At 72.5% G+C, this 12,206-nt stretch carries 9 protein-coding genes; 4 read left to right on the top strand and 5 right to left on the bottom strand.

Annotated features, from left to right (window positions below; translation table 11 throughout):
• Positions 1-78: 78 nt before the first annotated feature.
• The 5 genes from ACFW6P_RS22820 to uvrC all read right to left on the bottom strand — a co-directional run bounded on the left by ACFW6P_RS22820 (position 79) and on the right by uvrC (position 8,304).
• On the bottom strand, positions 79-3,033 hold the full coding sequence (locus ACFW6P_RS22820; RefSeq protein WP_386424518.1) for a M14 family zinc carboxypeptidase: 2,955 nt from the start codon (positions 3,031-3,033) through the stop codon (positions 79-81).
• A 150-nt stretch (positions 3,034-3,183) separates the two neighbouring features.
• Positions 3,184-4,173 (bottom strand): DNA-binding protein WhiA, encoded by a 990-nt coding sequence (gene whiA / locus ACFW6P_RS22825; RefSeq protein WP_386424521.1) that lies wholly within the window; start codon positions 4,171-4,173, stop codon positions 3,184-3,186.
• A complete protein-coding gene (gene yvcK, locus ACFW6P_RS22830; RefSeq protein WP_386357458.1) occupies positions 4,164-5,246 on the bottom strand; it encodes a uridine diphosphate-N-acetylglucosamine-binding protein YvcK in 1,083 nt (360 codons plus the stop codon). The genes whiA and yvcK overlap by 10 nt, the downstream gene beginning before the upstream one ends.
• Entirely contained in the window at positions 5,243-6,202 is a 960-nt protein-coding gene (rapZ, locus tag ACFW6P_RS22835) for an RNase adapter RapZ (protein ID WP_386357460.1), read from the bottom strand. Before rapZ ends, yvcK begins: the two co-directional genes overlap by 4 nt.
• Positions 6,199-8,304 (bottom strand): excinuclease ABC subunit UvrC, encoded by a 2,106-nt coding sequence (gene uvrC, locus ACFW6P_RS22840; protein ID WP_386424524.1) that lies wholly within the window; start codon positions 8,302-8,304, stop codon positions 6,199-6,201. The genes rapZ and uvrC overlap by 4 nt, the downstream gene beginning before the upstream one ends.
• 254 nt (positions 8,305-8,558) lie before the next feature.
• On the opposite strand from uvrC, the gene ACFW6P_RS22845 reads away from it, so the two are divergent.
• The 4 genes from ACFW6P_RS22845 (at position 8,559) to ACFW6P_RS22860 (ending at position 12,193) form a co-directional block, all read left to right on the top strand.
• Positions 8,559-8,717, top strand: a complete 159-nt coding sequence (locus ACFW6P_RS22845; RefSeq protein ID WP_386424527.1) for a hypothetical protein — start codon at positions 8,559-8,561, stop codon at positions 8,715-8,717.
• Between the two features lie 277 nt (positions 8,718-8,994).
• Complete coding sequence (locus ACFW6P_RS22850; protein ID WP_386357465.1) at positions 8,995-9,942, top strand: hypothetical protein; 948 nt, start codon at positions 8,995-8,997, stop codon at positions 9,940-9,942.
• A 302-nt stretch (positions 9,943-10,244) separates the two neighbouring features.
• A complete protein-coding gene (locus ACFW6P_RS22855) occupies positions 10,245-11,288 on the top strand; it encodes a LacI family DNA-binding transcriptional regulator (protein ID WP_386357467.1) in 1,044 nt (347 codons plus the stop codon).
• On the top strand, positions 11,285-12,193 hold the full coding sequence (locus ACFW6P_RS22860; protein WP_386357469.1) for a carbohydrate kinase: 909 nt from the start codon (positions 11,285-11,287) through the stop codon (positions 12,191-12,193). The genes ACFW6P_RS22855 and ACFW6P_RS22860 overlap by 4 nt, the downstream gene beginning before the upstream one ends.
• Positions 12,194-12,206 lie beyond the last annotated feature (13 nt).

Raw genomic sequence — 12,206 nt, forward strand, 5'->3', positions numbered from 1 at the left:
GCCCCCGAGAGCGAGATCACTCGATCTCGCTACCCGGAGTGGCGCCTGTTGACCGCGGAGTTCCCCGTTCGGGGGACGTCACACGTCCAGGGAGGCCAGCGCCTTTCTCAGCAATGCCGCCCGGTCGGGTGCAGTGGCGACGTGCTCCAGGCCGAAGCCCAGCAGCACGGTGTCGTCCGTGGTGACGGCGCCGTAGGTCTGGAACAGCGCACCCGTGCGGGTCCAGTCCTTGAGGGCGGCCGGGCTGCCCTCGGGCGGTCCGGGGACCTTCCAGGCGCCGAGGGACGTCTCGAAGCCCTCGGTCTCCTTCGCCGTGCCGCCGACGACGAGCGAGGCCTCGTCGGCGAGGACGCCGTGCCCGCCGGTGCCCGGGTCGGTGACGTAGCTGATCGAGATCTCGATCGTCCTGCCGGCGTAGGCGCTCAGGTCGAACTCCACCTGCTGCCAGCCGCCGGAGGATCCGGTGAGGGCGTGCCAGGAGCCGCTGCTGCCGCTCGCGGTGCAGCCGTCCTCCGACTGGGTCAGGTAGTGCCGCAGCCACGGGTGCTCACGGACGTAGAAGCCTGCTTCGCACTCGGCGGGCACGGTGGCGCGGGTGGCTCCGCCCTTCTCGGGCAGGGTCGTCCAGTCGTCGCCGCCCGCGCTGTGGGCCTCGATCAGGACGTTGTCGTAGCCGCGCTCGGTGTCCCACATCAGCCGGGTGCGCAGGGCGGGCTGCTCGGCCGCGGTGACACCGGAGAGGTCCACGGTGCGGGTGAGGCGCTTGTAGCCGTCGTCGGTGTGGACGGCGGCGGCCATGGACGACCCCGCGTACGGGCCGTAGGGGTTGACCGCACCGGCGAACTGTCCGGCGCCCTTGCTCGCGAACCGGGGGTAGCGGTCGGCGGGCAGTTCGTCGGAGGTCACGCTGTAGCGGCCCGCCCGGTCCAGCGGGTTGCCGGGCGCCGCCGCGAGCGGGCCCGTGAAGCCGCTCAGCTCGCCGGAGCCGGTGAAGCCGGTGGCCCCGGCGGCCGAGGTCCGGCTGTAGGCGCCCAGGTAGTACTGGCTGAAGTCGTCGGACAGGGCGCCGCCGCCGAGGTCGACGCTGCCGCCGGCCTGCTCACCGGCCTCGATCAGCCGGCCGCCCTCGTTGAGGAAGGCGCGCAGCTGCAGCTGGGTCGCGCTGCCGGGCACGCTTACGCCCGTGTAGTGGACGACGGTGTCGAAGTGGCTCAGCACGCCCAGCGCGTCGGGGGCGCCCCGCCGGGCGACGTCCCAGACCACCGCCTTGCGGCCGTTGGCGCGGAGCGCGTCCACATACGTCTGGGCCTGCGTGGCGGTCGCGCCCTCCTCGGCGACGACGAGGGTGTCCCCGCGGGGCCGCTCGACGACGGTGTAGGTGAAGCGCTCGCTGGAGACCTTCCTGCCGCTCCTCGTCTCCGCGGTGAACCACACCTCGACCTTGTCGCCGGGGTCTCCGTCCTGCACCTCGGCCCGGTACTCGTCGAAGTGGAGGTTGTCCTCACCGCCGTAGGTCTCGCCGCCCTTCCAGGCCTTGAGCGCCATGTCCTCGGTGCGGCCGCCGTTGACGCGGTACTTCAGCTCCTTGTCGCGCAGCGCCTTGCGCGCGACGCCGGAGACCTCCTGGTCGGCGCCGCGGGAGTACGACACCGGGAACGCGGCCGGGGTGAAGTCGGCGGCCTTCAGCCCGACGGACGAGGCGGGCCGGTCCGGGTGCGCGGCGGACTCGGCGACGGAGAGCGCGAACGGGACGTTCTTGGCGAACTCCTGCTGGATCAGCTTCTCGTCGTCCGGGAAGGTGAAGACCGAACGGCAGTCGGACGCCTTCCACTCGTCGTCCGGGTCCAGGCCGGAGGCGGTCTGGCAGGTCGACATCTCCGGGGTGAACATCGCCATGCCGTTGACGTTCGACGCGTGGCCGTCCGCCTCGCCGTTGGTGGTGTACAGCTCGGAGGAGATCTGCGGGTGGTAGCCCGGGACCGCGGAGTTCCCGGGCGTCCCGGCGAGCGCCTCGTACGCGACGTCGTCCGGAGTGGAGGTGGCGACCTGCCAGCCGACCCCGTAGAGCAGCAGTTCGGCGGCGGAGTGGTAGTTGATGCCGTAGGTGAAGCCGATCCGCTTCTCGAAGGCGTCCAGGGCCTTGGTCTCCGGCTCGGAGCCGGGGCCCGCGCCGCGGTAGGTCTCGCTGGTGGGGTGGGGGGAGGACCCCTCGTCGTCGTAGCCCCACTTGTAGGCGAAGTTGCGGTTGAGGTCGACGCCGTCGCCGGTGGTGATGGCGCCGTCGCCGTTGACGTCCCGCAGGTTCTTGCGCCACATGCGGTTGGCGTCGGCGGCGTGGGTGAAGTCGTAGCCGTCGGGGTTGGCCGAGATCAGGAACCACAGTTCGGTGGAGTCGACGATCTTCTTGACGCGCCGGTCCTTCTTGTATCCGTCCAGGTAGTGGTGCATCAGGCGCCGGGTCATCTCCGGCGTGATCCACTCGCGCGCGTGCTGGTTGGACATGTAGAGGACGGCGGGCTTCGAGCCGTCCTTCGTCCTCTTGGCGTTCCGGGTGAGCTTGAGGGCGAGGATGTCCTTGCCCTGGACGGTCCTGCCGATGGAGACGACCTTGGTGAGGTCCGGGTTCTGCCGCGCGGTCCTGAGGATCTCCTCCCTCAGGCCCCCCTTGCCGCTGTACGGCCGGAACACGCCCTCGGCGGCGTCCTCGACGCGTGCGTCGGCCCGGGTGGAGAGGGTGTGCTCGGCGAGGTCGACGCCCTGCTTGCGCAGCTTCGTCGCCTGCCGCTCGGTCAGGTAGACCTCGACGGTGGCGGTGCCCTTCTCGGGGACCCTTTCACTGAGTTCGTGGCCGTCCTGACCCGACGCCAGCAGCAGGGGTACCTGCTTCTGAGTGACGTCCGCGCGGAAGACCTTGACTTCGTCCGGGTCGATCGGGGTGGAACGTCCCGGCTGTGCCTGGGCGATGGGTGCGATGCTCGCTCCGCCGATCAGGAGCGCGCCGACAGCGAGGATCGATCTCGCTCTTCGTCTCATGAACCCCCCTAGCGTGGGTCCGCCACAGCAGCGAACAGATGCCAGGCTCATGACAGTCCATGATCGAGTCAAGGGCGCATCAGGACACGCGGAAGCCGGTGCCGATCACCCGAGCGGGCGTCCTCACCGGCTTCTTGACGTCCTGTCGGATCAGCCCACGAGGTTGTCGGCGAGCTCGTCGCTGAGGTTGGCCTCCGTGCCCGGAATGCCCAGGTCGGAGGCGCGCTTGTCGGCCATGGCCAGCAGCCGGCGGATGCGGCCGGCGACCGCGTCCTTGGTCAGCGGCGGGTCGGCCAGCGCGCCCAGCTCCTCCAGGGAGGCCTGCTTGTGCTCCATGCGCAGCCGGCCGGCCGCGGCGAGGTGCTCGGGCACGTCCTCGCCGAGGATCTCCAGGGCACGCTGCACCCGGGCCCCGGCGGCGACGGCCGCGCGCGCCGAGCGGCGCAGGTTGGCGTCGTCGAAGTTGGCCAGCCGGTTCGCCGTGGCGCGCACCTCGCGGCGCATCCGGCGCTCCTCCCAGGCCAGTACGGACTCGTGGGCGCCGAGACGCGTCAGCAGCGCGCCGATCGCGTCACCGTCACGGACGACGACCCGGTCCACTCCGCGCACCTCACGGGCCTTCGCGGCGATCGACAGCCGGCGGGCCGCGCCGACCAGGGCGAGCGCCGCCTCGGGGCCCGGGCAGGTCACCTCCAGGGAGGAGGAGCGGCCGGGCTCGGTGAGCGAGCCGTGCGCCAGGAACGCCCCGCGCCAGGCGGCCTCGGCGTCGCAGGTGGCCCCCGAGACCACCTGCGGCGGCAGACCGCGGATCGGGCGGCCCCGCCCGTCGACCAGGCCGGTCTGGCGGGCCAGCTGGTCACCGCCCGCGACGACCCGCACCACGTAGCGCGAGCCGCGGCGCAGCCCGCCGGGGGCCATCACGATCAGCTCCGAACCATGTCCGAAGATATCCAGGGTGTCCCGCTTGAGGCGGCGGGCCGCCATCGCCGTGTCCAGCTCCGCCTCGATCACGATCCGACCGCTCACCAGGTGAAGGCCGCCGGCGAACCGCAGGATGGCGGAGACCTCCGCCTTCCTGCAGCAGGTCCGGGTGACGGGGAGCCGGGAGATCTCGTCCTTCACCGCTGCCGTCATCGCCATGGGCCGATCCTTCCATGCATCCGAAAAATACGGTCGTACGCGGCGGCCAACAGCTCCGGGTCGTGCCTCGGGGTGCCGTCGGGCCGGGCCACCGGCGCCAGCTCGACCGCGGCCCCGAACCGCTTGGCGGCGGCATCGGTCAGGGAGTCCCGGTCGGGCACGGCGGCCTCGTCGGCCAGCACCACGTCCAGGGCGAGTTTAGGGGCGTGTCGTCCCAAAACCTCCAAATGACGCTGCGGGGAGAAGCCCTCGGTTTCTCCGGGCTGCGGGGCGAGGTTCAGGGAGAGTACCCGGCGGGCCTTGGTCTGTGTGAGCGCGTCCAGCAGCTCGGGCACCAGCAGGTGCGGGATGACCGAGGAGAACCAGGAGCCGGGGCCTAGCACCACCCAGTCCGCGTCCAGGACGGCCTCGACCGCCTCGGGCACGGCGGGCGGGTCCGCCGGCACCAGGTGCACCGACTGCACCTCGCCCGGGGTGAGGGCGACGGTGGCCTGGCCGCGGACCGTGCCGACCGCGTCCGGGTGTGCCGGGTCGTGGCCCCTGACCAGGGCCTGCAGCTCCAGCGGGACGGCGGACATGGGCAGCACGCGGCCCTGGGCGCCCAGGAGCCGTCCGACCAGGTCCAGGGCCTGGACGTGGTCGCCGAGCTGCTCCCACAGGGCGACGATCAGCAGGTTGCCGACCGCGTGCTCGTGCAGGTCGCCCTGGGACTGGAAGCGGTGCTGGATGACACGGGCCCAGGTCTGGCCCCAGTCGTCGTCCCCGCACAGCGCGGCCAGCGCCTTGCGCAGGTCACCGGGCGGCAGCACGCCGAGCTCGTCGCGCAGCCGTCCGCTGGAGCCGCCGTCGTCGGCCACGGTGACGACGGCGGTGAGGTCGCCGGTGATCCGGCGCAGTGCGGCGAGCGAGGCGGACAGGCCCATGCCGCCGCCCAGGGCGACGACCTTGGGCTGGGTGCCGCGGCGGCGCGCTCTGCCGCCGCGGGCCTCGGCGGGCCGGCCGCCCTTTCCTCCGGTGTCACCCTCGGGCACCACCCGGCGCAGCCGGATCAGCCGCGGAGTGCGTCGTGTCATTCGCGTCCCATGTCCCGGTGGACGACCACCGTCTCCACGCCCTCGGCAGCGAGGCGGGCGGCGAGCTTCTCCGACATGGCGACCGAGCGGTGCTTGCCGCCCGTGCAGCCCACGGCGATGGTCACGTAGCGCTTGCCCTCGCGGCGGTAGCCGGTGGCGACGAGCTGGAGCAGCTCGGTGTAGCGGTCGAGGAACTCCTTGGCGCCGGGCTGGTTGAAGACGTAGCCCGAGACCTCCTCGTTGAGACCGGTGTACGGGCGCAGCTCCGGCACCCAGTGCGGGTTCGGCAGGAAGCGGCAGTCGACGACGAGGTCGGCGTCGACCGGCAGGCCGTACTTGTAGCCGAAGGACATCACCGTGGCCCGCAGCTCCGGCTCCTCCTCGCCGGCGAACTGCGCGTCCATCTTGGCGCGCAGCTCGTGCACGTTCAGGCTGGAGGTGTCGATCACCAGGTCGGCGTCGCCGCGCAGCTCGCGCAGCAGCTCGCGCTCGGCGTCGATGCCGTCGACGATGCGGCCGTCGCCCTGGAGGGGGTGCGGGCGGCGGACCGACTCGAAGCGGCGCACCAGGGCCTCGTCTGAGGACTCCAGGAAGACGATCCTCCGGGTGACGTTCTTCGCCTCCAGGTCCGCCAGGGAGTCGCGGAGGTTGTCGAAGAACCGGCGGCCGCGGACGTCGACGACGACGGCGATGCGCGCCACGTTGCCCTGGGAGCGGGCGCCGAGCTCCACCATGGTGGGGATCAGCGCGGGCGGCAGGTTGTCGACGACGAACCAGCCGAGGTCCTCCAGGCACTTCGCCGCCGTGGAACGGCCGGCTCCGGACATGCCCGAGATGATCACCAGCTCGGGGATGGCCGCTTCCGGCGCCTGGGGCTTGTCGTTGGGCGTGCCCGTACTCACCTGTGCTCCTGCTCCGGCTTGCTGCTGTTGCCCGTCGTGCTCGTTCACATTCATGTCTCCTGCCCCCGTCGTTCGTCCGGGGCTCCCGTCCTGACCGGCTCCCCGCTGGAACCCATGGTGCCGGGTTCCTCCTCCATGATCTCTCCGGTCGCCGTGTTGACGGCGGGCGCGGCCGGCTCCGAGCGGGCGAGGGCCACGGCGATCGTCCCCGCCGTCTTGCGGCCTATGCCGGGGACCTCGCAGATCTGCTCGATCGTGGCGGATCGCAGTCTCTTCAACGAACCGAAGTGCTTCAGAAGTGCCTGCTTGCGCGCGTCGCCGAGGCCGGGCACGTCGTCCAGGGGGCTGGAGCGGAAGCGCTTGGACCGCTTGGTGCGCTGGTAGGTGATCGCGAACCGGTGGGCCTCGTCACGGACCCGCTGGAGCAGGTAGAGGCCCTCGCTGGTGCGGGGAAGGACCACCGGGTCGTCGTCGCCGGGCAGCCAGACCTCCTCCAGGCGCTTGGCGAGGCCGCAGACGGCGATGTCGTCGATGCCGAGCCCGTCCAGGGCGCGCCGGGCCGCCGCGACCTGGGGGGCGCCGCCGTCGACGACGACGAGCTGGGGCGGGTAGGCGAACTTCCTTGGGCGGCCGTCGTCCTCGGTGAGGGTGCTGTTCGTGGCGGTGAGGGCGGTCCCGATGCCGCCGCCGCTCTCACCGTCGTCCGCGCCGGCCGGACTCTCGGCGTTCTCGCCGTCCGTCCACTCGCCGGTCCTCTCCTTCTCGGCGAGGTAGCGCCGGAAGCGGCGGGTGATCACCTCGTGCATGGAGCGGACGTCGTCCTGCCCGGCGAAGCCCTTGATCTGGAAGCGGCGGTACTCGCTCTTGCGGGCCAGCCCGTCCTCGAAGACGACCATGGAGGCCACGACGTCGTCGCCCTGGAGGTGGGAGATGTCGTAGCACTCGATCCGCAGCGGGGCGCTGTCCAGGTCGAGGGCGTCGGCGATCTCCTCCAGGGCGCGCGAGCGGGTGGTCAGGTCGGAGGCGCGCTTGGTCTTGTGCAGCACGAGCGCCTGCTGGGCGTTGCGCTGCACGGTCTCCATGAGGGCCTTCTTGTCGCCGCGCTGCGGGATGCGCAGGGAGACGCCCGAGCCGCGCCGCCCGGCGAGCCACTCCTGGACGGGCTCCACGGGGTCGGGCAGGGCCGGGACCAGGACCTCCTTGGGGACCGCGTCGCCCGTCTCCTCGCCGTAGAGCTGCTGCAGGGCGTGCTCGACGAGGGCGCCGGTGGTGATCTCCTCCACCTTGTCGGTGACCCAGCCGCGCTGGCCGCGCACCCGTCCGCCGCGCACGTGGAAGATCTGGACGGCCGCCTCCAGCTCGTCCTCGGCGACCGCGATCAGGTCGGCGTCGGTCGCGTCGGCGAGCACGACCGCGTTCTTCTCCATGGCCTTCTTCAGGGCCCCGACGTCGTCGCGCAGCCGGGCCGCCCGCTCGTACTCCATGTCCTCGGCCGCCTCGGCCATCTGCCGCTCCAGGCGGCGGATGTAGGTGTTCGTCCGGCCTGTCATGAAGTCGCAGAACTCCTCGGCCAGTTCCCGGTGCTCCTCGGCGGAGACGCGGTCCACGCAGGGGGCCGAGCACTTGCCGATGTAACCGAGCAGGCAGGGGCGGCCGGTGCGGGCGGCGTTCTTGAACACGCCGGCCGAGCACGTGCGCACGGGGAAGACCCGCAGCAGCAGGTCGACCGTGTCACGGATCGCCCACGCGTGCGCGTACGGCCCGAAGTAGCGCACGCCCTTCTTCTTGTGACCCCGCATCACCTGCACGCGCGGGTACTCCTCGTTCATCGTCACCGCGAGGTACGGGTAGCTCTTGTCGTCGCGGTACTTGACGTTGAACCGGGGGTCGTACTCCTTGATCCACGAGTACTCCAGCTGGAGCGCCTCGACCTCCGTGGACACCACCGTCCACTCCACGGACGCGGCCGTGGTGACCATGGAGCGGGTGCGCGGGTGCAGGCCCGCGAGGTCCTGGAAGTAGTTCGCCAGGCGCTGGCGCAGGCTCTTCGCCTTTCCGACGTAGATCACCCGGCGGTGCTCGTCACGGAACCGGTAGACCCCCGGCGAGTCGGGGATCTCACCCGGCTTGGGGCGGTAGCTGGAGGGGTCGGCCATGTCTCACACCCTACTGGCGAGCACCGACAGCCCGGCGGGCCGCGGGACGTGATCACGGCCCCGGCGCGCGACGGTCTCGCACGGCGTGAGCCGCCGGGGGGTTACGGCGGGCCGGGAGCGGGAATGCCAGCTTCCCACGGGGACACGGCACCGTCCGGCGGACGGAGACCGTGTCGGTGCAGACACAGGTTGTCAGGCGGACCGGCCGCTCCCGTCGCGGAGCGGATCGGGCCACGGGTCGGAGGGCTGCGCGGATGAAGCGGATGCGGATCGAGAAGAACCGGCGGACGGTCCGTGCCCGCCGGCACGCGGACGAGGTGCTCGGGCTGCGCGACCTGCTGGACCCACGCGACCCCGACCTGGTGCGGGCCAAGCGCCTGTCCCTCGAGGAGCGGGGCGGCGACCGCGCGTAGGAGCACACCGTCCGACGCGAACGCCCGGGGCGCACGCCCCGGGCGTTCGCATGTCCGCACCAGGACGGGCCGCCGGACGGCGACGGGTACCGGGCCGGGCCGGCGTACATCACTGTCCGGCATCAGGTGTTGTCGGGACTAGGTCAACACGCTTCAATGCGGAGGAACTCGGGGCCCTGAACGACGGCGTACGGATGTGAAGACCTGCCCAGCGCCGGTGGGCGGCCCCGCGCGAACGGTCTGACCAGCCGTTGCCCACTCACAGAGAGGCTCCTGCATGCCGCACGCCACACAGCACGCGGACGCCGCCACCGTCGAACTGGACTCGGCTCTGCGGGGCGGCCCCTTCCACGTCGCCCTGCGTGCCGCGATAGCCGCCCGCGGGCTGCCGCTGCAGCGCGTGCAGCACCATCTGTCACGGCACGGCGTGAAGGTCGGCGTCACGAGCCTGAGTTACTGGCAGCAGGGCGCCAGGCGCCCGCAGCGGCCCGAGTCGCTGCGGGCGGTACGGGCGCTGGAGGAGATCCTCCAACTGCCCGAGGAGTCCTTGATACGGCTGCTCGCCGAGGCCGGCGACGGCCCCTCCGGCCAGCGTTCCGCGGCCCGCTCCTACCGCTCCCTCGTCGAGGCCTCCGGGGTCCTGGACCAGTTGCTGGCCGAGCTGGAGTGCCCTCCGGACGGGGGCCTGCACACCCTCGCGCACCACGAGCGGGTCCGAATCGGGGCCCGGCGCGAGCTGGCCGAACGCGACGCGCACCACATCGTGCGCGCCCACCGCGACGGCGTCGACCGCTTCGTCGCCGTCCACCACGGCGACCGGGGCGCCGTACCGGAGCGGATGCGGGTGCACGCGCTGGAGAACTGCCGCATCGGGCGCGTCCGTTGGCACGGCGACACGGGCCTGCTCGCGGCCGAGCTGCTCTTCGACGCCCGGCTGCGGGCCGGGGACACCTACCTGTTCCGTTACGGCGTCGAGGACGGGACGGCGGGGGTGTCCCGCGAGTACGCGCGCGGGTTCGACGTCCCCGGCGGGCAGTACGCGCTCCAGGTGGGCTTCGACGCGGCGGCCCTCCCGGCGCGCTGCCACCGGTTCGCCCAGCCCTCGGCCGCGGCGCCGCGCAGCGGATGCCAGGAGCTGGCGATCAGCGGGCGGCACCGGTCGGTGCACCTGGTGGAGCCGCGGGCACGGGCCGGGTTCCTGGGGATCGGCTGGGACTGGGAGTGAGCGGGCCGGGCCGGGAGTAGCCCCGGAGCCGGGAGCCGCCGCCCGGGATGGGAGCCAGTCGCTGGGCCGGGAGTAGCGCCCGGGTCGGGGGTGGTGGCTTGGGTCGGGAGTGGTGGCCCGGATCGGGAGCGCGCTGGCTCGCGGGTGGCGTCCCGGACGGACGGGGTCGGCGCTTCGGGCGGCGCAAGGGATCGCGTAGGCGATTGCGCAGACGATCACGTAAGCGATTGCGTAAGCGTTTACGTCTGCCGGTGAATGCGATACCTTCCCCGCCTGGGACACGACGTGGAGAAGGGAGCGGCATGCCGACCATGGCCGACGTCGCGCGGAGCGCAGGGGTGTCCGTGGCGACCGTCTCGCACGTGCTGAACGGCACCCGGCCGGTGCTGCCGCACACCCGCCAGGCGGTCCTGGACGCCGTGGAGGAGCTCGGCTACACCACGAACACGCTGGCCCGCTCGCTGGTGACGTCCCGCACCCGGTCCATCGGGCTGGCGGTGTCGGCGATCAGCAACCCGTACTTCACCGAGATCCTCCAAGGCGTCGAGGCCGCTGCGCTGAAGGCCGGTTACAGCCTGCTCATCGCCGATCCGCACGAGGAGCCGGAGCACGAGCGCAAGGTGGTCCAGCTGCTCCACGAGCGCCGGGTGGACGGCATGATCGTCGCACCCTCCGCCGATCCGCGCGGGCTGCTGGTCTACCTGGGGCGGCACGGCGTACCGGCCGTGTTCCTCGACCGGCTGGTAAACGATCCGGCGGCGGACGGCACCACCCGGTTCGACCAGGTGTGCTCCGACAACGCCGAGCCGACGTCCCGGCTGGTCACGCATCTCGCCGAGCTGGGCCACCGGCGGATCGGGCTGGTGGCGGGACTGCCGGGGCTCAGCACCACCACCGAGCGGATCATGGGGTACCGCAACGGCCTCGCTTTCGCCGGCCTGCCCTACGACGAGCGGCTGCTGGCGCACGGCGCCTCGGAATCGGCCGGCGCCGAGCGGGCCACGGCCGCGCTGCTGTCCCTCGGTGCGCCGCCCACCGCGCTGGTCACGGGCAACAACGCCATGACCATCGGCGCGCTGCGGGCGCTGCGCGCCCACGGGCGGTCCGTGCCCGGCGACATCGCACTGTGCTGCTTCGACGACTTCGCCTGGGCGGATCTGTTCTCGCCCCGGCTCACCGCGATCGCCCAGCCCAGCAAGGACATCGGCGCCCGGGCCGTCCGCGTGCTCCTGGAGCGTCTCGCCGAGCCGGACCGGCCCGCCCGGACCGTGCGGCTGCCCTGCACCTTCGTCCACCGCACCTCGTGCGGCTGCCCCGACCCGTCCGAGAGAGGAATCCCGTCGTGATCGTCGTCGCCGGTGAGGCACTGATCGACCTGGTACCGCGGGGCACGGGTGCCCTGGCGGCGCTGCGGCCCGCCCTCGGCGGCGGCCCGTTCAACACGGCCGTCGCGCTGGGCCGCCTCGGCTCCCCCGCGGCCTTCTGCTCCCGGGTCTCCCACGACGCTTTCGGGGAGGCGCTGCTGGACCGGCTGCGCGAGACCGGCGTGGACGTGTCGTCGGTGCAGCGGGGCACCGAGCCGACCACCCTCGCCGTGGCCACCGTCGGAGAGGACGGCTCGGCGGCGTACTCCTTCTACGTCGAGGGGACCGCGGACCGGCTGTTCGCGGCGCCCTCGGCGTTGCCGTCCGGTACTCGCGCGGTCTCTTTCGGCACCTGCTCGCTGGTGCTGGAGCCGGGGGCGAGCGCCTACGAGGAGCTGATGCGGGCGGCGGCCGCGCAGGGCGTGTTCACCGCGCTCGACCCGAACATCCGGGCCGGGCTGATCCCGGACGCGGACGCCTACCGGGCGCGGTTCAAGAGCTGGCTGCCGTCGGTGTCGCTGCTGAAGCTGTCCGCCGAGGACGCCGAGTGGCTCGGCGGCACGCCCCGGGAGTGGCTGGCGGCCGGTCCGGCGGCGGTCGTGATCACGCGGGGCGGCGAGGGGCTGACCGTGTTCACCGCCGACGGGGGCGAGTACTCCGTCCCCGGCGAGCGGGTGGAGGTCGTCGACACGATCGGCGCGGGCGACACGGTCAACGCGGCCCTGCTGCACGGGCTGGCGGTGCGCGACGCGCTCAGCGGGCGGGCGCTGGCCGCGCTGGGGCCCGAACGGTGGGCGGAACTGCTGGGTTTCGCGGCACGGGCGGCGGCCGTCACCTGCTCGCGCGCGGGAGCGGAGCCGCCGTGGGCGGGTGAGCTGGAGGGCTGACAGCGGACGGTGA

The sequence above is a fragment of the Streptomyces sp. NPDC058741 genome (assembly GCF_042746715.1).
Lineage (GTDB): Bacteria > Actinomycetota > Actinomycetes > Streptomycetales > Streptomycetaceae > Streptomyces.

What these genes read in the sequence shown, in the direction of transcription:
- ACFW6P_RS22820 (WP_386424518.1), bottom strand. Translation starts at nt 3,033, where the DNA reads ATGAGACGAAGAGCGAGATCGATCCTCGCTGTCGGCGCGCTCCTGATC.
- whiA (WP_386424521.1), bottom strand. Translation starts at nt 4,173, where the DNA reads ATGGCGATGACGGCAGCGGTGAAGGACGAGATCTCCCGGCTCCCCGTC.
- yvcK (WP_386357458.1), bottom strand. Translation starts at nt 5,246, where the DNA reads ATGACACGACGCACTCCGCGGCTGATCCGGCTGCGCCGGGTGGTGCCC.
- rapZ (WP_386357460.1), bottom strand. Translation starts at nt 6,202, where the DNA reads ATGAATGTGAACGAGCACGACGGGCAACAGCAGCAAGCCGGAGCAGGA.
- uvrC (WP_386424524.1), bottom strand. Translation starts at nt 8,304, where the DNA reads ATGGCCGACCCCTCCAGCTACCGCCCCAAGCCGGGTGAGATCCCCGAC.
- ACFW6P_RS22845 (WP_386424527.1), top strand. Translation starts at nt 8,559, where the DNA reads ATGAAGCGGATGCGGATCGAGAAGAACCGGCGGACGGTCCGTGCCCGC.
- ACFW6P_RS22850 (WP_386357465.1), top strand. Translation starts at nt 8,995, where the DNA reads ATGCCGCACGCCACACAGCACGCGGACGCCGCCACCGTCGAACTGGAC.
- ACFW6P_RS22855 (WP_386357467.1), top strand. Translation starts at nt 10,245, where the DNA reads ATGCCGACCATGGCCGACGTCGCGCGGAGCGCAGGGGTGTCCGTGGCG.